Origin of the sequence: Kribbella capetownensis, assembly GCF_004331485.1 — a bacterium.
GTDB classification, from domain to species: domain Bacteria; phylum Actinomycetota; class Actinomycetes; order Propionibacteriales; family Kribbellaceae; genus Kribbella; species Kribbella capetownensis.
In genome coordinates this window covers 114,851-135,942 of the sequence record NZ_SJKD01000003.1, presented here as the reverse complement: position 1 = coordinate 135,942, position 21,092 = coordinate 114,851, and the positions used below count along the sequence as shown (strand labels likewise).

General features: G+C 69.2%; 20 protein-coding genes and 1 pseudogene. 8 read left to right on the top strand and 13 right to left on the bottom strand.

The genetic code is table 11. From position 1 onward, the window contains the following. Nucleotides 1–82: 82 nt before the first annotated feature. Genes E0H75_RS15415 through E0H75_RS15405 form a run of 3 tightly spaced genes read right to left on the bottom strand, consistent with a single transcriptional unit; the run spans nucleotide 83 to nucleotide 5,100 of the window. Complete coding sequence (locus E0H75_RS15415) at nucleotides 83–1,213, bottom strand: glycoside hydrolase family 99-like domain-containing protein (RefSeq protein WP_131514244.1); 1,131 nt, start codon at nucleotides 1,211–1,213, stop codon at nucleotides 83–85. Continuing rightward, complete coding sequence (gene cphA / locus E0H75_RS15410; RefSeq protein WP_131514243.1) at nucleotides 1,210–4,011, bottom strand: cyanophycin synthetase; 2,802 nt, start codon at nucleotides 4,009–4,011, stop codon at nucleotides 1,210–1,212. Before cphA ends, E0H75_RS15415 begins: the two co-directional genes overlap by 4 nt. A 6-nt stretch (nucleotides 4,012–4,017) precedes the next feature. Continuing rightward, on the bottom strand, nucleotides 4,018–5,100 hold the full coding sequence (locus E0H75_RS15405) for a cyanophycinase (protein ID WP_131514242.1): 1,083 nt from the start codon (nucleotides 5,098–5,100) through the stop codon (nucleotides 4,018–4,020). 80 nt (nucleotides 5,101–5,180) lie between these two features. Here E0H75_RS15405 and E0H75_RS15400 point away from each other — a divergent pair, with 80 nt between their 5' ends. Continuing rightward, nucleotides 5,181–5,885, top strand: a complete 705-nt coding sequence (locus E0H75_RS15400) for a hypothetical protein (protein WP_131514241.1) — start codon at nucleotides 5,181–5,183, stop codon at nucleotides 5,883–5,885. Here E0H75_RS15400 and E0H75_RS15395 read toward each other — a convergent pair. The 4 genes and pseudogenes from E0H75_RS15395 to E0H75_RS15385 form a co-directional block, all read right to left on the bottom strand. Next, a complete protein-coding gene (locus E0H75_RS15395; protein ID WP_165553768.1) occupies nucleotides 5,882–6,400 on the bottom strand; it encodes a GNAT family N-acetyltransferase in 519 nt (172 codons plus the stop codon). The two genes, E0H75_RS15400 and E0H75_RS15395, sit on opposite strands and share 4 nt — an antisense overlap. Nucleotides 6,401–6,500: 100 nt before the next feature. After that, nucleotides 6,501–6,719, bottom strand: a pseudogene (locus tag E0H75_RS45010) (GNAT family N-acetyltransferase); the annotation flags it as partial. A gap of 87 nt (nucleotides 6,720–6,806) precedes the next feature. After that, a complete protein-coding gene (serB, locus tag E0H75_RS15390; RefSeq protein ID WP_131514239.1) occupies nucleotides 6,807–8,024 on the bottom strand; it encodes a phosphoserine phosphatase SerB in 1,218 nt (405 codons plus the stop codon). Nucleotides 8,025–8,077: 53 nt separating this feature from the next. Next, nucleotides 8,078–8,812 carry a hypothetical protein gene (locus E0H75_RS15385; protein WP_131514238.1) on the bottom strand — a complete coding sequence of 245 codons (735 nt, stop codon included), beginning with the start codon at nucleotides 8,810–8,812 and terminating at the stop codon, nucleotides 8,078–8,080. A 99-nt stretch (nucleotides 8,813–8,911) separates the two neighbouring features. Between E0H75_RS15385 and E0H75_RS15380 the strand changes: the two genes are divergently transcribed. The 4 genes from E0H75_RS15380 (at nucleotide 8,912) to E0H75_RS15365 (ending at nucleotide 12,689) form a co-directional block, all read left to right on the top strand. Continuing rightward, the gene (locus E0H75_RS15380; RefSeq protein ID WP_131514237.1) at nucleotides 8,912–9,694 is read left to right on the top strand and encodes an ABC transporter ATP-binding protein; all 783 of its coding nucleotides are present in this window, start codon (nucleotides 8,912–8,914) and stop codon (nucleotides 9,692–9,694) included. Between the two features lie 191 nt (nucleotides 9,695–9,885). Beyond that, nucleotides 9,886–10,413 carry an NfeD family protein gene (locus E0H75_RS15375; RefSeq protein ID WP_131514236.1) on the top strand — a complete coding sequence of 176 codons (528 nt, stop codon included), beginning with the start codon at nucleotides 9,886–9,888 and terminating at the stop codon, nucleotides 10,411–10,413. A gap of 190 nt (nucleotides 10,414–10,603) precedes the next feature. Beyond that, nucleotides 10,604–11,770, top strand: a complete 1,167-nt coding sequence (locus E0H75_RS15370; protein ID WP_238163111.1) for an SPFH domain-containing protein — start codon at nucleotides 10,604–10,606, stop codon at nucleotides 11,768–11,770. A 172-nt stretch (nucleotides 11,771–11,942) separates the two neighbouring features. After that, complete coding sequence (locus E0H75_RS15365) at nucleotides 11,943–12,689, top strand: sulfite exporter TauE/SafE family protein (RefSeq protein WP_131514235.1); 747 nt, start codon at nucleotides 11,943–11,945, stop codon at nucleotides 12,687–12,689. Here E0H75_RS15365 and E0H75_RS15360 read toward each other — a convergent pair. Continuing rightward, nucleotides 12,673–13,323, bottom strand: a complete 651-nt coding sequence (locus E0H75_RS15360; protein WP_131514234.1) for a TetR/AcrR family transcriptional regulator — start codon at nucleotides 13,321–13,323, stop codon at nucleotides 12,673–12,675. The genes E0H75_RS15365 and E0H75_RS15360 overlap by 17 nt on opposite strands. 78 nt (nucleotides 13,324–13,401) lie before the next feature. Between E0H75_RS15360 and E0H75_RS15355 the strand changes: the two genes are divergently transcribed. Both E0H75_RS15355 and E0H75_RS15350 read left to right on the top strand, forming a co-directional pair. Then, on the top strand, nucleotides 13,402–14,355 hold the full coding sequence (locus E0H75_RS15355; protein WP_131514233.1) for a quinone oxidoreductase family protein: 954 nt from the start codon (nucleotides 13,402–13,404) through the stop codon (nucleotides 14,353–14,355). 22 nt (nucleotides 14,356–14,377) lie between these two features. Further along, entirely contained in the window at nucleotides 14,378–14,809 is a 432-nt protein-coding gene (locus E0H75_RS15350) for an organic hydroperoxide resistance protein (protein WP_131514232.1), read from the top strand. 3 nt (nucleotides 14,810–14,812) lie between these two features. On the opposite strand, the gene E0H75_RS15345 is transcribed toward E0H75_RS15350, so the two are convergent. From E0H75_RS15345 to E0H75_RS15325, 5 genes are all read right to left on the bottom strand, one after another. Beyond that, entirely contained in the window at nucleotides 14,813–15,634 is an 822-nt protein-coding gene (locus E0H75_RS15345; RefSeq protein WP_131514739.1) for a helix-turn-helix domain-containing protein, read from the bottom strand. A 122-nt stretch (nucleotides 15,635–15,756) separates the two neighbouring features. Next, entirely contained in the window at nucleotides 15,757–16,851 is a 1,095-nt protein-coding gene (locus E0H75_RS15340; RefSeq protein ID WP_131514231.1) for a flavin-containing monooxygenase, read from the bottom strand. 109 nt (nucleotides 16,852–16,960) lie between these two features. Continuing rightward, nucleotides 16,961–18,511 (bottom strand): helix-turn-helix transcriptional regulator, encoded by a 1,551-nt coding sequence (locus E0H75_RS15335; RefSeq protein ID WP_131514230.1) that lies wholly within the window; start codon nucleotides 18,509–18,511, stop codon nucleotides 16,961–16,963. 22 nt (nucleotides 18,512–18,533) lie between these two features. Then, nucleotides 18,534–19,064: a YbaK/EbsC family protein gene (locus E0H75_RS15330; protein WP_131514229.1), complete on the bottom strand. Its 531-nt coding sequence runs from the start codon at nucleotides 19,062–19,064 to the stop codon at nucleotides 18,534–18,536. Then, nucleotides 19,061–19,372, bottom strand: coding sequence for a GNAT family N-acetyltransferase (locus E0H75_RS15325; protein WP_131514228.1), 312 nt, complete (start codon nucleotides 19,370–19,372; stop codon nucleotides 19,061–19,063). The genes E0H75_RS15330 and E0H75_RS15325 overlap by 4 nt, the downstream gene beginning before the upstream one ends. 136 nt (nucleotides 19,373–19,508) lie before the next feature. On the opposite strand from E0H75_RS15325, the gene E0H75_RS15320 reads away from it, so the two are divergent. Beyond that, the gene (locus E0H75_RS15320; protein ID WP_131514227.1) at nucleotides 19,509–21,089 is read left to right on the top strand and encodes an MFS transporter; all 1,581 of its coding nucleotides are present in this window, start codon (nucleotides 19,509–19,511) and stop codon (nucleotides 21,087–21,089) included. The last annotated feature ends 3 nt before the right edge of the window (nucleotides 21,090–21,092 follow it).

Sequence of the window (21,092 nt, the reverse complement as noted above, 5' to 3'; positions counted from 1 at the left end):
GGAGGACAACAGGACAGGGAGGGCGAGTGCCATAGTGGCCGCCAACAACTTCATCTTCACGGACAGCCAACGACCGCCACGGTCAGTGAGTTCCGAGGATGTCCCGAATAGCCTCGAGGTACCCGAGCCGATGCGTGGTCTCCGGCAACAAGTACGACCCCTCGGTCCACTCGTTCCAAGCGTTCACGGTGATCACCGGGTACCGCGGCTTCCATCGCTCGACGAAGTCCACCGCCTGCCGCACCGCGACCGCGAACTCGTCCGGACCCTGATCCCACACCGACGTCCACGGATACCGCCCGGCGACGTACTCGAGCGACTGATCCGTCCGCGGCGACGGATCCCACCCGACGGTGACATTCGGATGGAAGTCCACGTCGAGCAGTCCGGCGTACCGCTCGTACTCCGCGAACGCCGACTCCCGCAGCTCGGCCACTGACGCCTCCGGAAAGGACGATCCGCCCACGTCATGGTGATGGACCCAGACGTACGACGTCCCCGAGTCGAACCCGAGCGCCCGCACCCAATCGACCACCAGTGGCGACTCGGCCGACGTCGGAATCACCGCCGAGCTCCACAACACGGCGTCCAGATGAAGTCCCGGAAATCCGGCCGACCGCACCCGCTCCCGGAACCAGTCGATCGCGTCCCGCGCCGCCTCGACCCCACCGAGCCCGTCGATGAAGTTCGCCAGGTCGTACACCGTGAACCACGGCCGGCCGTCGACCGTCAGATAGTTCGGCCGCGAGAAGTACCGCTCGATCACGTACGCCGCCATCGCCTCGAACGACCGCCGATCGAGCGCACCGTCCTTCAGCAGCCCAGGTGCAGAACCGCCGCGATCCGGGAAGATGTCGACCAACTGATGATTCGCCCACATCAACGCGAACCGCAGCCGCGAACTGTTGGCCGCACCCAGGAACCCGTCGTCCAAGGCACCCGACAGATACGGCCCGTCGTCGTACCAGTAGTAGTCGAACAGAAACCCGTCGATCCCGTGCGCCGCCGCCAGATCGATGTCCGAGGCAGCGACCGCAGGATCGGACTCGTCCCGATACCCGAGCAGCGGCGTCCGTGGCTGCCGATGCCCCTCGAACCGAGGACGAGCAGCCTTCAGCAACTCCCACTCGGTCCACCCGTGACCGAACCACGCCGCGTTGCGGGGATCCCGATGCCAATCGGGGAAGTAGTACGCCAGAACGGTCGGCCTCACTCGGTCGCAGCCTCGGTCTCCTCGTCAGGCTGGACGAAGTCGGGGTCGCCACCTTCGTCGCCCGACCGCGCGCCGGCCTGCGCCAGGTGTGAGACGGACTCGAGTTCGGCCAAAACCGTCTGATGCTGATCGACGCAGAGAACGACGAGATCGCCGCGGTTTGATCGGCTCAACGCGTGCCGGATCGCGGCCAGTTCGTCCAGCACGATGTCGATCTGCCGGCAGCGCGCGCCGTTCTCCATCGCCCGCCGTACACCGGCCTCGACCAGCGCGGCGGACTCACCCCGCTTGCGACCCCGCAGCCGCGCGTCCTCGCGGACGATCACGACGTCGAAGTGCTGCGCCGCGACCTCACCCAGCTCGCGGATGTCGTCGTCGCGGCGGTCGCCCGCGGTCGCGACCACACCGATCCGCGACGGCCGGCCGAGCTCGGACGACGCGTTCAGGCTCTCGCCGAGCCGGTCGACGAAGTCGCCGAGCATCCGCATCGCCGGCGCGTTGTGGCAGTAGTCGACGATCACCGTGCGCCCGTCGACGTCGATCTCGTTCAGCCGCCCGGGGGACAGGTAGTACGACGTGTTGAACGTGCGCAGACCCTGCCGGATGTCGTGCAGCGGCGCCCCGGCCGCGAACGCCGCAGCCGCCGCGGCCATCGCGTTCTGCACGTTCATCATCGCCCGCCCGCCGAACGTTGCCGGGAGCAAGTGTGTCCAGGCGAGCTGCATCGACCGCCGGCCGTGCTTGACCACGATCATGTCGCCCAGGTCGGACCGCTCCAGCACGACCGCCCGGCCACCGCGACGGCAGTGTCCCTCGATGTAGTCGCGCACCTCGCTGCCCGGCTCGGCCATGCTGAACCACACCACCTGCCCGGAACACTTCCGCCGCATCTTCCGCACCAGCGGGTCGTCGGCGTTCAGTACGGCGTACCCGGTCCGCGGCACGGCCTCGACCAGGACCGCCTTCACGTCCGCGAGCTGCTCGAGCGTGTCGACACCACGCATCCCGAGGTGGTCGGGCTGGATGTTCAGCACGACGGCGACGTCGTTGCGCTCGTACCCGAGCCCTTCGCGCAGGATCCCGCCCCGCGCCACCTCGAACACGGCGAAGTCGACCCGCGGGTTCTGCAGCACCATCCGGGCGGACTTCGGCCCGGACGCGTCGGACCGGATCACCAGCCGCTCGTCGATCACGATGCCGTCGGTCGAGGTCATCCCGACCTTGCGACCCATACCCTTGAAGACGTGGCTGATCATCCGCGAGGTGGTGGTCTTGCCGTTCGTGCCGGTCACCGCGACGATCGGGATCCGGCTGGTCGCGCCCGTCGGGAACAGCATGTCGACGACCGGTTTCGCGATGTACTGCGGTTCGCCGATCGTCGGGTTGGTGTGCATCCGGAACCCGGGCGCCGCGTTCACCTCGCAGATCGCGCCGCCGGTCTCGCGCACCGGCTGGGTGATGTCCGGGCAGATGAAGTCGATACCGGCGATGTCGAGCCCGATCATCCGGGCCGCCTCCTCGGCGATCTCGACGTTCTCCGGATGCGCCTCGAAGGTCCGGTCGATCGAGATCCCGCCGGTGGACATGTTGCCGGTCAGCGTGAGCTTCACCATCTCGTCTTCCGGCGGTACGTCGTCCAGCTCGAAACCCTGGCTCCGAACCAGCTCACGCGCCGCCGCGTTCACGGTGATCCGGGTCAGGATCTTCTCGTGCCCGACGCCGCGCCGCGGGTCGGAGTTGGTGATGTCGACCAGCTCCGCGACGGTGTGGATGCCGTCGCCGACCACATGCGCGGGCACGCGTTCGGCGATCGCCTCCATCCGGCCGTTGATGATCAGGCAGCGGTAGTCCTTGCCGGTGACGAAGTTCTCCACGATCACCCAGCCGCGACGGGACTGTTCGGCCGCGATGGGGAACGCCTCCCGCAGCTCGTCCGCGTCCTGCAGGTTCAGGCAGACGCCGCGGCCGTGGTTGCCGTCCAGCGGCTTGCAGACGACCGGGTACCCGATCTTGTGCGCGACCGTCACCGCCTCGTCGACCGTGCGTACCGACTCCGACCGTGGCACCGGCAGGCCGGCCGAAGCGAGCAAGCGGGTGGTCAGGTCCTTGTCGCTGGCGATGTCGACCGCGATCGACCCGGTCTCCGAGGTCATCGTGGCGCGGATCCGCTGGGCGTGCACGCCCTGGCCGAGCTGCACCAGGCTGGCCTTGTTCAGCCGGATCCACGGGATGTCGCGGGACACCGCCTCGTCCACGATCGCCTGCGTCGACGGGCCGAACGCGGTCCGCTCGGCCTGCTTGATGAACTTCTCCAGCTCGGTGGTGAAGTCGAAGTCCGGAGCCGGCTGCACCAGGTTGTTCACGAACCGCACGGCGAGTTCCCCGGCGGCCAGTCCGACCGCCTCGTCGGCGTACGCGTAGGTGATGTTGTAGCGGCCCGGGATGCCCTTGACCTGGCGGGTCTTCCCGCGCCGCAGGTCGTGGCCGGCTTCCTGCTGGAGCTGCAGCGAGACGTGCTCGGCGATGTGGCCGAGCCAGGTGCCTTCGTGCAGCCGCTCGATGAAACCGCCGCGGCGGCCGCGCGAGCAGTGGTGCTGGTCGAGCCGGGGAAGGTACTCCAGCAGCTTCTCGGTGAAGCCGGGGATGGTGTTCGACGGGAAGCTCTCCAGCGAGCCCAGATCCACGACCAGGTGGATGGCCGGGTCGTAGCTCCAGACGTTCGGCCCGCGGTACACGCGGGTCTCGATGATCTTCAGGTCCGGGCTGGGCGCGCCCTGCGTTGCGGCAGTGTCGGTCATTCGGTCCTACTCTGATGGCGGCATGCGGTCGGAGGGGTCGTCGAGGTCGGCGCCGGCCGTGATCGGCTCGGTCGCCTCCGGTCTGGACTCCCCGGCAGCCGACGATCTCCCGGCGGCCCGTTTGGACGACTCCGCCTGCGCGGTACGACGTCCCGCTCGCCGCTTGCGATCCGCGTAGTACTTGGGTGACACCCCCTCGGCGGCGATCTCCCTCGCCAGCTTCTGCAGGTCCGCCTCGGCGGCCTCGAGCTCGGCGATCTCCTCCGCCGGCGGCTGCGGACCGTACGACAGCAGCACCCGCGCCTCCAGGTCGAACGTCGCGGTGGCCGGCAACACGTGCAGTACGACGCCTGACGCGAGGATCGGCTCGGATCGCTTGGCGTAGTGGGCGTTGGACGCGATCCGGCTGCCGTCGAAGATCGTCACCGCACCACGGCCGACGACCTCCAGGTGAGTACCGCGGACAACGGCGGCGGTGTCCTCGTCGACGCCGATGCCGAGCAGGCCGGGGGACTGGGCGACCAGCGACAGCAGCCGGCCGTACCGGTTCCGCTGAGCGAAATGCTGGTCGACGATCGCCCCCTGGACCAGGCCGAGACCGCCCGACAGCTGACTCATCCGCTGCCGCGGGGTCGCGCCCGAGCGGCCGAAGGCGATCATGTGCTCGGCCAGGATGCTCGCGCCGGCCGACGTACCGCCGACCGTGGCACCGCGGTCGTGGGCGGCGGTGACTGCGCGGCCGAACGCCGTACCCGTGACGACACCGGCGAGCTTGAGCTGGTTGCCGCCGGTCATGAAGATGCCGGTCGCGTCCTCCAGCGGCTCGAGGAAGGCCGGGTCGTCGGCGTCCTCGCGGTTCTCCGGGCGGACGCCGACGACGCTCGCGGCGCCGAGGGCGGCGAACAGGGCGTGGTACACGTCGACGACGTCGGGGCCGAGCGCGGACGCGGTCGGAACGACCACGATCCGGGCCTTGGATCCACCGGCCGACTCGACGAACTCCTGCAGCACCGTGCGTCTCTTCAGCTTGTCCTCGGCGCCACCAATGGCGAACAGGGCCCCCGGCCCACCACCCTGCAGATCAGACATAGCGGAAGGATAGGTGCTCTCGCGCCGCAGACCCGCATGGCGGAACGAGGGCTGATCCCCGCGGTCGTGAGAATGGGCGCATGAGCAATTCGGCCTTCCACCTGATCGAGACCGGCACCCGGCTCGCCGACGCCGCGGCGACAGTCGAACGCCTGCTCGACATCGCCGCGGATCGTGCCCAGGTCCAGGTCGAGCTGATCGTCAGGACGGACTCCCGGGCCGCCCGCCGGTTCCTGAGCCTGACACGGTTCGGCGCGAACGTGGTGCTGGAGCTGCATACCTCCGCGGAGACGACGAGCCGGTTCCTCGACAGGCTGGATCCGTTGATTCCCGCCGATCAGCGCCGTGGGCTCGATCCCGACGTACCCATCGGGGTCTCGGACGGAGAGGGCGGCTTCTGGTTGGCGCTGTCGGAGGAGGACACGGACGCTGTGGGCACGCTCGATCAGCTCCCGGTGGTCGAGACGGAAGTGTCCGTGGACGACCTGCCACTCGCGCAGTTCGACTGGTCGGTGATCCCACCGATCGGAGGGCCGGAGCGAACGTCGGTGCACTGGGCTGTCGGCTGCTGGCCGGCGGTGCCGGAGCTCGGGTTGGAACCGACCGCGAAGCACACCGGGATCGAGCTGTCCGTCAATGCCACTGGGCTGTGGGATCTGGCCCCGGCGCCGCCCGGCTACCACCTGTACGTGACCACTCGCGACAGTGATGCCGCCGAAGCCCACGGGCCGGTGATCGCCGAGCGCGTAGGTCGGACCGTCATCGGTCCGATCGAGTACTGCTAGGCGTGGCGCCAGACCGTCGTACTGCGGCGGACGTGCATGCCGAGGTGTTCGTACATGGCCAGGGCGCCGGTGCCGGAGTGGGTCCAGAGGATGCAGCTGTCGCGCCCGAGCCGGGCGAACTCGGCGCAGGTCTGGTCGAGCATGGCGCGGGCGATGCCCTTGTTCCGCTGGTCGGCCCGGACCGCTAGCTGCTCGACGTACCCCTCGCGGCTGTCCGGGAGGTCGAGTGCGAGCACCGCGCCGACCAACTCGTCCCCGGCGTACGCCAGGGTCGACACCGCGGGCAGGAAGCTGGGCCGCTCGACGGTCAGCTGTCCCCACTCTTCGAAGGACTTCCGGCGTGACCGGAAGGTGGAGAATGCGTCCTCGACCAGCTCGTGCACCTCGTGCGCCCGCGCCGGGTCGTACGCACCGAGCCTGATCCCAGCCGCCAGCTCGCGAGCAGCGGGTCCGTCGATCGACCGCACAAGCAGCCAGTTCGTCGCGAGTACCTCGTACCCGCGGGATCGGAGCAAGGTCGGTGCCGGCCTCGTCCGCGTCGTCCACGGTCTGCGCGACCCAGGCACTCCCGGCCTCGCGGGACCGCGCCTCGATCCAATCGAGCAGCATCGTCCCGATCCCGCGCTCGCGGTACGACGGGTGGACGGCGACCTGCGCGCGCTTGCCCAGGTGGAGCCAGACCCAGCCGGCCAGATCGCCGTTCTCCGCGTGGACGACGAGGGTGTCGCGCTCAGGATTCAGCCCGGGACGGCGCAGGTCCGCCGCGACCTGGTCCGGAATCGCCTCGACCTGGCCGTGCCAGTCCTGCTCACTGGCAGCGATCACCTGGTACATGGCGCCCGCGTCGTCGGGTGTCGCGGGCCGGCTGGAGAACTCCATGTCGCGATCTTCCCGCACCCGCGGGTCTGCAGACAGCCGCGGTCAGGCCGGGTTGTCCGCGTCTGCGGCTTCCACTTCCTCGCGGCTGATGCCGAGCAGGTACAGGATCGTGTCCAGGTACGGCACGCTCAGGTGCGTGTCGGCGGCCGCGCGGACGACCGGCTTGGCGTTGAACGCGACACCGAGACCGGCCGCGGCGAGCATGTCGAGGTCGTTGGCGCCGTCACCGATCGCGACCGTCTGGGACAGCGGCGTACCGGACTGTGCGGCGAACCGCCGCAGCGCGGTGGCCTTGCCGGCCCGGTCGACGATCTCGCCGATCACCCGGCCGGTCAGCCTGCCGTCGACGATCTCCAGCTCGTTCGCCTGCGCGTAGTCGATGCCGAGGTCCGCGACCAGCTTGCCGGTGATCTGGCTGAAACCGCCGCTGACGATCGCGAACTTGTACCCGAGCCGCTTGAGCGTCCGCACCAGCGTCCGGGCTCCGGGCGCCAGCTGGATCGCGTCGTACACCTCGTCGAGTGCCGACGCGGGCAGGCCCTCCAGCTTGGAGACCCGGTGCCGCAGCGACTCGGCGAAGTCGAGCTCGCCGCGCATCGCCTGCTCGGTGACGGCCGCGACCTCCTCCAGCCGGCCGGCGTGCCCGGCGAGCATCTCGATGACCTCGCCCTGGATCAGCGTCGAGTCGACGTCCATCACGATCAGCCGCTTGGCCCGGCGGTACAGTCCGCCGTCCTGAACTGCCACGTCGAGGCCCTGCCGGACACCCTCCAGCGCGAGCACAGCACGCAGCGTGTCCGGGTCGGCACCGGATACGGCGATCTCCATCGCGGTCACCGGGTACCGCGCCATCCGGCTGATCCGGTCGATGTTGGCGCCGGTGTCGGCGATCCGGCCGGCGATCGCGGCCAGCCCGGCCGCGGACAGCGGATGCCCGATCACGGTGACCTGGCTGCGGCCCTTGCGCCGCGGCTCGTTGTCACCGACGCCCTTCTCCACCGAGATCTCGACGTCGAGAACGTCGGCCAGCGCCTTCAGTTCCTCTTTCAGGTCCTTGTGGTCACGCGGCGCGGACAGCAGGACGCCGAGGACCAGCCGGCCCCGGAGCACGACCTGTTCGGCGTCGATCACCTCGAGGCCGCGGGTCGCGATCGTCGAGAGCACCGCGGACGTCAGCCCGGGCCGGTCGGTGCCGGTCAGAGTGACCAGCACGGTCGGTCGATCGGGTGAATGCTTCTCGAGCTCAGCCTCTTCTGTCATCGCAGCACCGACGCTACCCAAATCACCTGTCGGTCTGCTGTCCGGTCCATATCTCAGGCGTGAACAGGAGGCGCGCAGGCCGCGACCAACGCGCGCCTGGCCGCGGCGGCGAGGTCCAGCAGCGCCCGGCGGCGAGCGTCAGCCTCGGCACCGGTGACCGCCGCGCCATCGTCCTCGAGCGCGGCGTCCGCGATGGCCAGGCAACGCCGGGCGGTCGCCGCCGCCTTCACCGCGCGAGGTTGGTAGCCCGGGGCAAGATCGTCGTTCCGGCCGCTGCCGATCTTGCGGATGTCGATCAGCGCGTCCGCGACCTCGGGCTTCCAGCGTGCGACGTCGAGCGCGGCCAGCGAGTCCGCGGCCTCGATCAGGGCCAGCCGCAGGCCACGGTCCGCCTCACCGATGTCGGCAGGCAGCGGACTTGCCGCCGGCATCACACTCCACTGCACGGCCGGACCGACGTACGCCGGAACCAGTCCGATCTCGGCGCCCGACAGTACGACGGCCTCACCCGTTTCCAGGGCGGCCTCGTTGAACGACGGCGGTCCGGCGAGTCCGATCGGGTCACCCGGGACCGGCAACGCGAGGTGGGCCTGGGTCGCTCCCGCAGCACGCAAGAGGTTCAGCGCCACGGGGAGAGTGGCCGGGTCCGGATGTCCGGCCAGGCCCGCGACATGGTGCCCGACGTCGTCGCCGAGGATCTTGTGCGCGGCGGTGTCGGGGTCGCAGGCACCGGTCAGCATCGCGTTCGTCCAGACGGTGAACCGGACCGAGGCGGAGGTGGTCAGCACGCCCGACAGTGTCCCACCAACACACCGGCCGGACGACTCCGGCCAGGCAGGTCCAGGGTGGCTACCGGGCACGCGGAGCCACCCCGTAGGTTTTGGGGCATGACTGCAGTGGTGGAGCTGGCCGGGGTGTCGATCGTCCGCGGTGACGCGCTTCTGCTCGACGGCATCGACTGGACCATCGACGAGGCCGATCGGTGGGTGGTGATCGGACCGAACGGTGCCGGCAAGACGACCCTGCTGCAGGTCCTCGCCGCCCAGATCCACCCGACCGCAGGTGTCGCCGGACTGCTCGGTGAGGTGCTCGGTGCGATCGACGTCTTCGAACTGCGGCCCCGGATCGGACTGACCAGTGCCGCATTGGCCGACCGCCTCCCCAGGGGTGAACGAGTCGCGGATGTCGTCGTCTCCGCGTCGTACGCCGTCCTCGGTCGCTGGCGGGAGGAGTACGACGAGCTGGACCACCAGCGGGCCAAGGAGTTGCTCAGCGAGCTCGGCATCGCGCATCTGAGCGAGCGAACGTTCGGCACGTTGTCGGAGGGGGAGCGGAAGCGAGTCCAGATCGCTCGCGCCCTGATGACCGATCCCGAGCTGATGCTGATGGACGAGCCGGCCGCCGGTCTCGACCTGACCGGCCGTGAGCAGCTGGTGCGCTCACTCAGCTCGATCGCGACCGCGGTCGGTGCTCCCGCGATGGTCCTCGTCACCCACCACGTCGAGGAGATCCCGCCCGGCTTCACCCACGCGCTCCTGCTCAAGCAGGGCCGCATCGTCTCGGCCGGCCCGATCGCCGAGGCCCTCACCGCCCAGACCCTGAGCGACACCTTCGACCTCGCTCTGTCCCTGAACCACGAAGACGGCAGATACACCGCCCGCGCCCTCTGAGCCCCACCCACCGCGCTCCCGCCCCGCGCCCGTCTCGTGGGTGGGCCAGGGAGATGGTGGGTCGGCCAGTCGGATTGGCGGGGGTGAACCCACCATCTCATGGGTCAGCCCAGGAGATGGTTTGGATCCTGTGACCGGGCAGGCACGTCCAAGAGCCTGTGTGGGGACCGGAACGTGGATAGGCTTGGGAAATGATGGATTGGCTGCGGGACAACGTGTGGGCGGCTTGGCTGACGATCGCCGCCGTCCTCGGTCTGGCCGAGCTCGCTTCGCTCGACTTCACCCTGCTCATGCTGGCTGCCGGTGCGCTCACGGCCGCCGGGGTGGCGGCCTTCCTCCCAGGACTGCTCTGGCTGCAGATCGTCGTCGGCCTCATCACGGCCGGCGCGATGCTGGCCGCGATCCGTCCGCTGCTCGTGCGCAAGATGCACCACGGTGGCGAGCTGAAGACCGGTTCGGCGCACGTCATCGGCCGCAACGGGACCGTGGTCAAGGAGATCCACCCCGACGGCGGCGGCTCGATCCGGCTGAACGGTGAGCTCTGGACCGACCGCCCGTACGACGAGGTGTCGACGATCCCGCCGGGCACCCGGGTCGAGGTGATGGCGATCGACGGCGCGACGGCCGTCGTCTACCCGGTCGGCGACCCGCTGCACCACCAGCTGAACAACCCGGAGTCGACGCCGAACCCGAACCCGACCGACCCGCCCAAGAACTGAGAGGGCGTCTGAGACACAACCGACGCGGCGGGCAGGTTGAGTCGGCCCCTGCGCGCAGTACTGTCGGAATCGAGGGACGGCAGCGATCCATGACGGATCAGGCGCCCGACTCGCCGGGAACCGGAACGCCGGGTGGCCCGTCGATAGGAAAGACTGTCCGTCCTGAGGGTTCTGTCGAGTGGAGGGTCTAGTGACCGCGTTCCTCATAGTGCTTGCGGTGGTCGCCTTGCTGGTGATCGTCACATTGGTCAAGTCCGTCCGGGTGGTGCAGCAGCAGACCGTCGGGATCGTCGAGCGGTTCGGCAAGTTCAAGACCGGTTTGCAGCCGGGCCTGAACCTGTTGACGCCGTTCGTCGACAAGGTTCGCTACACCATCGACATGCGCGAACAAGTGGTCGCGTTCCCGCCCCAAGGCGTCATCACCGAGGACAACCTGATGGTGTCGATCGACTCCGTCATCTACTTCCAGGTGAACGACCCGGTCCGGGCGACGTACGAGATCTCGAACTACATCCAGGCGATCGAGCAGCTGACCATGACGACGCTGCGAAACATCATCGGTGGCATGGACCTGGAGCAGACGCTGACCAGCCGCGAGGAGATCAACGAGAAGCTCCGGTACGTGCTGGACGAGGCGACCGGCAAGTGGGGCATCCGGGTCAACCGGGTCGAGCTCCGCTCGATCGACCCGCCGCCGTCGATCCAGGACTCGATGGAGAAGCAGATGCGCGCGGACCGCGACAAGCGCGCCGCGATCCTGACCGCCGAAGGTATGCGGCAGTCGGCGGTGCTGTCGGCCGAGGGCCAGAAGCAGTCCGCGATCCTCACCGCCCAGGGCGACCGGGAGTCCCGGATCCTGCGCGCGCAGGCCGAGCGGGAGGCCCGGATCCTGAAGGCACAGGGTGAGGCGCAGGCCATCACCACGGTGTTCAACGCGATCCACGCCGGCAAGCCGGACCAGGGTCTGCTCGCGTACCAGTACCTGCAGATGCTGCCGTCGATCGCCCAGGGCGACGCGAACAAGCTGTGGATCGTGCCGAGCGAGATCGGCGACGCGCTCAAGGGTCTCGGCAGTGCGGTCGGCCAGGTGGCCGGCATCACCCAGAAGGCCGAGGGCACCTGGCAGGCGCCGGAGCTCGACAACGGCCACGCACCGGAGATCGAGGGCGTCCCCGCGGCCGTCCCGGACGCCGCGGTAGCCGAGGCCGACAACGCCGTCGCGGAGGCGATCGCAGCCGCGCAGAACGCGGCGGTCAGCAGCCGCAGCCAGCAGACCCCGCCGACGACCCTGCCGACGACACCGCCGGTGTCGCCGAACTCGGAGCCCCCGGCCGCCGAGCCGCCCCAGGATCGCTGAGCAGCAACCGTCGACAGGGCCTTCCCCGTACGTCCGGGGAGGCCCTGTCCTAGCCTCGGTCCGTGGATCCTGGCGCGAGGCTTCGTCCTCTGCTGGAACGATCGGATCCTGACTGCTCAACGGACGGACCGATGAGCGCGACCGCCGGTCAGGTGCGTAAAGTCTGGCAGCGATGACATGGTTCGAGGCGCTGTTCGTCTTGGTGGCGGGGATGGGCGCGGGCACGATCAACGCTGTGGTGGGGTCGGGCACGCTGCTGACGTTTCCCGCCCTGCTGGCCGTGGGAATTCCGCCGGTGCTGGCCAACGTCAGCAACAGTGTCGGCCTTTCTCCCGGTACGGCAGCCGGCGCGATCGGCTATCGCCGTGAGCTGGAAGGCCAGCGCGGCCGGATGATCCGGCTGATCCCGGCCTCGCTGCTCGGCGGCGTCGTCGGGGGAGTGCTGCTGCTCACCCTGCCCGACTCCGCGTTCCATGCCATCGTCCCGGTGCTGATCTTGCTCGGCTGTCTGCTGGTCGCCTTCCAGCCCTGGTTGTCGAAGTGGATCAGCGTGCCGTCGCACGCCCATCGCGGTGCCTGGTGGGTGATCCCCGCGGTCTTTGCCACCGGCATCTACGGCGGGTACTTCGGTGCCGCGCAAGGCGTCCTGCTGATGGCGATCCTCGGCCTCGGCCTGGATTCGAACCTGCAGCGGATGAACGGTCTGAAGAACGTCCTCGCCACCGTCGTGAACACGGTCGCCGCGGTGCTGTTCATCATCGTCGCCGACGTCGACTGGCTGGCCGCCGCGCTGATCGCGGTCGGCTCGACGATCGGCGGTTTCCTCGGCGCCCGCTACGGCCGCAAGCTGCCGCCGATCGCGTTGCGCGTGCTGATCGTCTGCATCGGGATTCTTGCCATCGTCACGATGGTGTTCTGACCCGCAGCCCCTCGAGCAGCAGGTCGAGGCCGTAGTCGAACTGCTCGTCGCCACCCGTCGTCCGGGACAGCTCCGGTGCCAGTTCGACGACCGTCGGGAAGTCCCGCGCCGAGAGTGACTCCATCGTCGTCCGGAGTCGCCGCCATGCCTCCGGATCGCGGCGCTCGGCCGCCATCTGGATCTCCCACGACGTTGCCCCGAGCACGTACGTGAACAGCGTGGTATGAGTCCGCGCGGCCGTCTCCGGATCGAACCCGGCGGCGCGCAGTACGCCGAGCAGACCCTCGGCCACCCGGGCCGTCTCGTGCCCGGCCAGCGGCCGGCTCGCGAGTAGTTGCGCAAGGCAAGGATGCTGGAGCATCAGCAGCCGCAGCCCTCGGCACACCGCCCGGACCTGATCCGGCCACGACACGTCCTGCGGTACGGCGGGCAGCAGACCCATCAGGTGGTCGCGGACAGCGTCGTACAGGTCGTCCTTGTTGCGGAAGTAGGTATAGAGCGCCATCGGGCCGACCCCGAGCTCGGCGGCCACGCCGCGCAGGCTGAACGCGTCGGTCCCCTTGGACTCCATCAGCTCGAATGCGGTCCGGACGATCAGCTCGGAGCTGAGCGTGTTGCGCGGTGTCCGGCCCATCTCGATCCCTCCTTGGAAGCAGTTAACGTACAGTGTATAGTACGGCGTATCGAGCGGACAACGGAAGGCAGGGAGAACGTGCGAGCGATACAGATCGCCGAGTTCGGCGGACCTGAGGTGCTGAAGGTCAGCGACGTTCCGGATCCGGTGGCCGGCGATGGGCAGCTCCTGATCACGGTGGACCGCGCGGGTATCAACTACGCGGACACGCATCAGGTCGAGAACAGCTACCTGTCGAAGGCGCAGCTGCCGCTGACCCCGGGTGGTGAGGTGGTCGGACACACTCCCGACGGTCGCCGGGTGGTCGCGCTGGTCGGCTCCGGCGGCTACGCCGAGAAGGCAGTCGCGCACGCCGCGGTGGCGTTCGACGTACCCGAAGGTGTCAGTGACGGGGCGGCACTCGCACTGGTGGTCCAGGGGACCACGGCCTGGCATCTGCTCAAGACCATGACCCACATGGCACCCGGCGAGTCCGTGCTGGTGCACGCCGGTGCCGGTGGTGTCGGCTCACTGGCCGTGCAGCTCGCGAAGTTGTGGGGCGCCGGCCGAGTGATCGCGACCGCGTCCTCGGAGGAGAAGCGCAACCAGACCCTCGAGCTCGGTGCGGACGCCGCCATCGACGGTACGCCGGAAGGTCTGAAGGACCGGATCATCGCGGCGAACGGCGGCAAGCCGGTCGACATCGTGCTGGAGATGGTCGGCGGGCCGACGTTCGACGAGTCGTTCGCGGCACTGGCGCCGTTCGGCCGGCTGGTCACCTTCGGTGCCGCGTCCCGGCAGGCCGCCGCGGCGATCGACCCGGGCCGGCTGATGAAGGGCTCGAAGACCATCGCCGGGTTCTGGCTGGTCGACTGCCTGCGTGATCCCGCCGCGGTCGGCGGTCCGCTGACCGAGCTGTTCGACCTGACGGCCAGCGGCAAGCTCACCTCGATCGTCGGCGGCGACTACGCGCTGTCCGACGTGGCGACCGCCCACGAAGACCTGCGAGCCCGCCGCACCGTCGGCAAGCTCGTGCTCGACCCCACTCGCTGAACGACTTAGGAGAACGACAGATATGACCATCGCAGTCGAGAAGGTTCTGTACACCGCGCGCGCGACCGCCCAGGGCGGCCGGGACGGCAAGGTGGCCACCAACGACGGCAAGCTCGACGTCGTCGTCGCCCCGCCCGTCGAGATGGGTGGCAATGGCAACGGAACCAACCCGGAGCAGCTGTTCGCGGCCGGCTACGCGGCCTGCTTCCACAGCGCGCTGAAGCTGGTCGCGCGCAAGGCCCGCCAGGACGCCGACGGCTCGACCGTCACGGCGGCGGTCGGCATCGGCCCGATCAACGGCGGCGCCGGCTACGGCCTGGAGGTGGAGCTCGAGGTGAGCCTGCCCGGCGTCGACCGCGCCGTCGCCGAGGAGTTGGTCGCCAAGGCGCACGAGGTGTGCCCGTACTCCAACGCAACCCGCGGCAACATCAAGGTCGACCTGGTGGTCGCGTAACGATCAGAGGCGGGCGAGGGCTTCCTTCAGGAGGCTCTCGGTCGCCGAGACCGGCGCCGCCGCGATCGTGAGTGCCTCCATGATCGCGACGTACTCGTCGACCTCTTCGAGCTTGTCCAGGTAGAGCGCGCTGGCCGCGTGCTCGATGTAGACGATGTCCGGCAGGTCCCCGTCGGGGAACCGCAGCAGGCTGAACGCGCCGCCGGTGCCGGGATACCCGACACTGCTGAACGGCATGATCTGCAAGGTGATGTTGGGCTGCTGCGCCCACATGATCAGGTGCTCGATCTGGGCCCGCAGGATCGCCTCGCCGCCGACCGGCCGGTGCAGCACCGACTCGTCGATGACCACCCACAGCCGGGCCGGATTCAGCCGGGTCAGGATCTGCTGCCGGGTCACCCGCAGCGAGACCCGCTGCTCGACCTCGTCGCCGGGCAGGAACGACTTGCCCAGCTGAACGACGGCCCGGGCATACTCCTCGGTCTGCAGCAGCCCGGGGACGAACATCACCTCGTAGGTCCGGATCAGCGTGGCCGCGACCTCGAGCCCGACGTAGTTGTTGAACCAGCTCGGCATCACGTCGCCGTACCGGGACCACCAGCCGGGGTTGTTCGCGGCCCGGGCCAGTTCCATCAGCCGGTTGCGTTCCTCCGCGTCGTCCATGCCGTAAAGCCCGAGCAGGTCGTTGACGTCGCGCTCCTTGAACCCGACGCGCCCGAGTTCCATCCGGCTGACCTTGGACTCCGAGGCACGGATCTGCCAGCCCGCATCGGCGCGACTGATCCCGACCGACTCCCGCATCCGCCGCAGTTGTCCGCCCAGCATGATCCGGAGGGCGGTCGGCCCGCCCTCGCCACCAGCCACTGTCACTGACTCACCCACGCCCTCGCTCCGGGGTTGCGAGGGGAACCCGGCACCCGTCCACTCACCCATTTCAGCCCGCGATGCTACCGCCTGTCCACGGTAACGGGCCGACTGGCACCCCGAAGGGCGTTTTGACGCAGCTGCCGTAGCAGATACCGGGCATCCCGGTCCAGCCCCTGGATGGTCGCTGACGCGACAGCGAACTGGAAGTCGAGCCCGAGGAACATCAACCCGGGCTCACCGGTCGCGATGCCGCGTTCGTGCCGCACCCGGCCGCCCTCGAAGACAGGCAGGTCGAGGAAGCTGTGGTCCGGGTCCGAACCGGTGCACCACACGACGGTCCCTACGTCGGTCAGTACCTCGCCGTCCGCGGTCGTCGGCTGCCCGTCGCGGACCCCCTCGATCCGGCCCAGCTGCTGGACGCCGGCCGCCTCGAGGTGCGCGAGCTTGTTGCGCACGAGGTTGACGCCATGCCCTTCCATCGCGGCGATCGCGTTGCGGCCCAGCGGCGTACGACGGGTCAGGACGTGCCGGAAGACGAACATCACGACCGGCACCATCAGGTGCCCGCGCCACGAGTCGATGTCGACCGGGACCTGCCCCGGATGCCGCCCGGCCAGCAGGGTGCGGTGGGTCTTGGCGGCCTCCAACGCGATGTCGGTGCCGGAGTTCGCGGCGCCGACCACCAGAACGGTGCCGTCGGCAAATTGTTCCGGGCTGCGGTACTCGAGCGAGTGCAGTTGCCGGATCGCCGGGTCGAGTTCACTCGCGAACGCCGGCCGCCGCGGCACCGTGTGCGATCCGCCGGCCACGATCACCTGATCGGCCAGGAACTCGCCGTCGTCGGTCTCCACCCGGAAACCCTCGGCGTCACGCGACACCCGTGTCACCAGTACGCCGGTCCGCACGGGCAGCTCGAAGTGAGCGGCGTACTGCTCGAGGTAGTCGCCCATCTCGTCCCGCGTCGGGCAGTCGTCCACCGGGATCGGCAGACCGGGCAGACTCGCGTACCGCGGCGGACTGAACAGCCGCAGTGAGTCGTATCGTCGTCGCCACGAGTCACCGACCCGCGGATGCCCTTCGAGGATCACGAAGTCCTCACCCCGCCGCCGCAGGTGGTAGCCCATCACCAGACCGGCTTGTCCGCCGCCGATCACCACAGTCCCGAACCTGTTCATCCCAGCCCCCTTGTGCCGTTCGTTCGGCTCAACGTAGGACCGCGGACCGTGCCGCCACATCGACCGACCACGCCAAGCACGGCGCAGCGGACTGGTCATTTCTACCCAGTCAGACCAGGCCCTTCTCATAGGCGTACGCCGTGGCCGCGGCCCGGCTGGAGACGCCGAGCTTGCCGAAGATGTTGCTCACGTGCCGGGCGACGGTCCGCTCGCTGAGGAACAGCTGCTCACCGACCGCCCGGTTGGTGATGCCCGTGGCCAGCAGCCGCAGGACCTCCAACTCCCGCGGACTCAGCCCGCCGGTCTGACCGGTGCCCTCGAGTGCTGCCAGGTCGGCCAGTGCCCCGAGCTGTTCGAACGCTGCCCGGGCACTCGCGAGCTCCATCTGCTCCGCATCACCATCGCCGAGCGCGCCACACGCCCGCCCGACCAGCACCCGGGTCCGCGCGGCCTCGTACGGCATCTCCAGCTCCTGCCACAACATCCAGGCCCGCCGCAACAGCGGCATCGCCCCACGCGCATCGTCACCCGCAACCCGGACCGCCCCGTCGCAGTACGCCGCCAGCGCCTCCAGGTACGGCGAGTCGACGCGGGCGAACTCGTTCAGCTCGGCAGCCGCCTTCCGCGCCGCCTCGAGATCACCACAGTCGACGGCCAGGTCCACCCTGGCCGCGAGAAGCGCCGGACGGGTCGGAGCCAGCGGGTCCTCGGCCAGTGCTCGTTCGAGCCCCGCGATCGCCGACGCATGGTTTCCCTGTGCGGCCCGCAGCCTGGCCAGACCTGGCTGCACCTCGGCGCCCTCGCTGCCGGCTCGCTGATACGCCTGGTCGGCCTCCGCATACCGTCCGCGTTGGCGTGCGAGCTCCGCCAGCTGGTACCACGCGGACCCGACTGCCCCCGGGGCCAGCCGCCGGCAAGCATCCTCTGCGGCGCCCGCCGCCTCGGACCACGCACCGCGCAGTTGCAGGATCTGCGCCCGATGCACCAGACACACACCGCGGTACGGCACCAGGCCGGACTGCAGGTCACACCAGCCCGTCAGCGCGTGTGTCCACTCCTGCGCCCGGCGTACGTCGTACAACCGCATGCACAGGTCGATCACGGCGCAGTAGGCGATCCCAGCGACCTCCGGGCCGACCCGGCCGGCGGTGACGTGCACCATCGTCTCGTCCAGTGCCGTCAGCGCCTCGGTGCGCCGACCGAGCATCTCCAGGCATCGGCCGCGGCCGAGCGCTGCCAACGCGATCGCGGACGGTTCGGTCGCGAGCTCGAGGGCCTGTTCGAACCGGGGGAGTGCGGTGACGGGGTCGCCGGTCATCATCCGCGTGGCCGCGTCGGCCTGCAGGAACATGCCGGTCAGCTCGATGTTCTCGGCCGGAATCATCCGTTCGACCCGGGCCCGCCAACCGGCGGCCCGGGCGAACTCGCCGCGACCCATCAGGTGGAACCCGAGCCAGAACGCGCTGCGGATCGCCAGGTCGACCTCACCGCGGGCGAGATGCTCCTCGAACGCGCGCTCCCGGTAGCCGGCGACCTCGTCGTCATGCCCGAGAACGAACGCGGCGACCGCCAGCCGGTCGAGGTCGGCCGGTGGGAGTGGGCTGCGCCGGTCGGCAGCCGTCAGCTCGGCGTACTCGGCCGGCCAGTCGTACTGCTCCATCGCACCCCCAACCGTCCAGCCGCTAGCCCTGTGCCAGCGCCAACACTGTTGCTGCTGGCAACTTGGCTAGGTCGGCGCCGTCCAGCAGGATCTTGGAGCCGCGGATCCCGCTGCCGATCACGACCGGTCCGGCCTTGGTGACCGCCTCGTCGACCAGCACCGGCCACTCGGCCGGCAGTCCGATCGGGGTGATCCCGCCGTACTCCATGCCGGTCGAGCTGACCGCGTCGTCCTGGGCCGCGAAGGAGATCTTCCGAACGCCGAGGTGCTTGCGGATCACGCCGTTCACATCCGCCCGGTCCGTGGCCAGCACCATCACCGCGGCGTACGTCGACTCCCCGGCGCGCTTGCCGTGCACGATCACGCAGTTTGCCGACGCCTCCATCGGTACGTCGTACTCCGCGCAGAAGGCGGCCGTGTCGGCCAGGCCCGGGTCGATCGCGGCCGCGTAGGCAGCAAGGTCGCCGAGCGCGTCACGCACCGGCGCGGCCAGGAGCTCCGGCACCTCGGCAGCGGGGCGCCACTCGACCTTGCCCAGCACTGGTGCGGTCACTTGGCTGCCTCCTCACCCGGCCGGCGGACCAGGTCGGCGTACTCGGTGTGCTGCTGGAGATAGTCCTGGTAGAACGGGCACGCCGGCTTGACCCGCAGGCCGAGGGCGCGGGCGTCGTCGAGGGACTTCGACGCGATCCGGCCGGCCACACCGTGGCCGCGGAACTCGGGCAGGGTCTCGGCGTGCAGGAAGCTGATCACGCCCGGGTGCAGCTTGTAGTCGACGAATCCCATCAGGTGGCCGTCGGTGTCGAGTGCCTCGTACCGGCTGCGCTCCTTGGCGTCGACGACGCTGATCTCGTTCTCCATGTCCGCCACTGTAACCAGCGCCCCCGGCGGCGGTGCCGCGTGACCGTGGGTTTGGACTTCGTGACCCCTGGGGTACGGGCTCTGCAGATGTGTCCGGCCGGACACACCGTGGCACCACGGGCTCGGGAGGAGCAGGATGAGCGAGCACGCACTGGAAGAAGGCAGAGCGATACCGAGTCTCGTGCCGGCCCGGATGGACCGGCTGCCGTGGACCAGGTTCCACTGGATGATCGTCGTCGGACTAGGCGTCTCCTGGATCCTGGACGGCCTCGAGATCCAGCTGGTCTCGCTGGTCGGGAACGTGCTCAAGGAGCCGGAGACGCTGCACCTGACCACGTCCGAGGTCGGCCTGATGGCCTCGGTCTACCTGGCCGGTGAGGTGGTCGGTGCGCTGGTCTTCGGCCGGCTCACCGACAAATGGGGCCGGCGCAGCCTGTTCATCATCACGCTGATGGTCTACCTGGTCGCGTCCGGTCTGGCCGGCCTGTCGTGGGACATCTACTCGCTGCTGTTCTTCCGCTTCATCGCCGGTATGGGTATCGGCGGCGAGTACGCCGCGATCAACTCCGCGATCGACGAGCTGATCCCGTCGAAGTTCCGCGGCCGGGTCGACATCGGCATCAACGGCACCTACTGGGCCGGCGCGCTGATCGGATCTGCGGTCGGTCTGGTCTTCCTGAACGAGGACATCATCCCGATCGAGTGGGGCTGGCGGCTGTGCTTCCTGATCGGTCCGGTGATGGGCCTGATGATCATCTACCTGCGCCGGCACATCCCGGAGAGCCCGCGCTGGCTGATGACGCACGGCCGGGTCGAGGAGGCCGAGCGGACCGTCGACGAGATCGAGGAAACGGTCCGGCGGCAGGGTGGCGAGCTGCGCGAGGTGACCGACGACGAGGCGATCAACGTGATCGACTACCCGCCGGTGACGTACCGCGAGATCGCCCGGGTGATGCTGCGCGACTACCGCAGCCGGTCCTTCCTCGGCTTCTCGATGATGGTCACGCAGGCGTTCCTCTACAACGCGATCTTCTTCACCTACGCGCTGGTCCTGAAGGCGTACTTCGGCCTGAACGACTCCAGCATCGCGCTCTACTTCTTCCCGTTCGCGATCGGCAACCTGGCCGGTCCGCTGCTGCTCGGCCACTTCTTCGACACCATCGGCCGGCGCAAGATGATCCTCGGCACGTACTCCGTGTCGGCCGTGGTGCTGTTCATCACCGCGCTGCTGTTCAACGCCGGTGCGCTGAGTGCGGTCACGCTGACCCTGCTGTGGTGCGTGGTGTTCTTCTTCGCCTCGGCCGGCGCGTCGTCGGCCTACCTGACGGTGAGCGAGATCTTCCCGATCGAGCTGCGTGGCCAGGCGATCTCGTTCTTCTTCGCGATCTCGCAGCTGACCGGTGGTGTGATCGCGCCGTTCCTGTTCGCCTCGCTGATCGGTGAGGGCGACAACCCGGCCCGCGGTCCGCTGACCGTCGGGTACATCATCGGTGCGGCCGTGATGCTGATCGGTGGTCTGATCGCGTGGTTCTTCGGGGTCGACGCGGAAGGCAAGTCGCTGGAGAACATCGCGAAGCCGCTCTCGGCCCGTGAGGGTGGCGCCGGGACCCGGTTCCAGGGTCCGCGGCCGCGGCTGCCCAGCACCGACGCCCAGGGCCGCCGGATCACCCCGGTGAAGCCGGAGGCCGACCAGGGGAGACCGTCCGACGAAGCTTAAGAT

Bases quoted from the DNA above. Each gene is read 5' to 3' on its own strand.
- E0H75_RS15345 (WP_131514739.1), bottom strand. From the start codon at position 15,634: ATGCTGGGCGGACAACTGCGGCGGATGCGGGAGTCGGTCGGGATCAGT.
- E0H75_RS15350 (WP_131514232.1), top strand. From the start codon at position 14,378: ATGACCATCGCAGTCGAGAAGGTTCTGTACACCGCGCGCGCGACCGCC.
- E0H75_RS15375 (WP_131514236.1), top strand. From the start codon at position 9,886: ATGATGGATTGGCTGCGGGACAACGTGTGGGCGGCTTGGCTGACGATC.
- E0H75_RS15325 (WP_131514228.1), bottom strand. From the start codon at position 19,372: ATGGAGAACGAGATCAGCGTCGTCGACGCCAAGGAGCGCAGCCGGTAC.
- E0H75_RS15335 (WP_131514230.1), bottom strand. From the start codon at position 18,511: ATGGAGCAGTACGACTGGCCGGCCGAGTACGCCGAGCTGACGGCTGCC.
- E0H75_RS15400 (WP_131514241.1), top strand. From the start codon at position 5,181: ATGAGCAATTCGGCCTTCCACCTGATCGAGACCGGCACCCGGCTCGCC.
- E0H75_RS15360 (WP_131514234.1), bottom strand. From the start codon at position 13,323: ATGGGCCGGACACCGCGCAACACGCTCAGCTCCGAGCTGATCGTCCGG.
- E0H75_RS15320 (WP_131514227.1), top strand. From the start codon at position 19,509: ATGAGCGAGCACGCACTGGAAGAAGGCAGAGCGATACCGAGTCTCGTG.
- E0H75_RS15340 (WP_131514231.1), bottom strand. From the start codon at position 16,851: ATGAACAGGTTCGGGACTGTGGTGATCGGCGGCGGACAAGCCGGTCTG.
- serB (WP_131514239.1), bottom strand. From the start codon at position 8,024: ATGACAGAAGAGGCTGAGCTCGAGAAGCATTCACCCGATCGACCGACC.
- E0H75_RS15380 (WP_131514237.1), top strand. From the start codon at position 8,912: ATGACTGCAGTGGTGGAGCTGGCCGGGGTGTCGATCGTCCGCGGTGAC.
- E0H75_RS15365 (WP_131514235.1), top strand. From the start codon at position 11,943: ATGACATGGTTCGAGGCGCTGTTCGTCTTGGTGGCGGGGATGGGCGCG.
- E0H75_RS15405 (WP_131514242.1), bottom strand. From the start codon at position 5,100: ATGTCTGATCTGCAGGGTGGTGGGCCGGGGGCCCTGTTCGCCATTGGT.
- cphA (WP_131514243.1), bottom strand. From the start codon at position 4,011: ATGACCGACACTGCCGCAACGCAGGGCGCGCCCAGCCCGGACCTGAAG.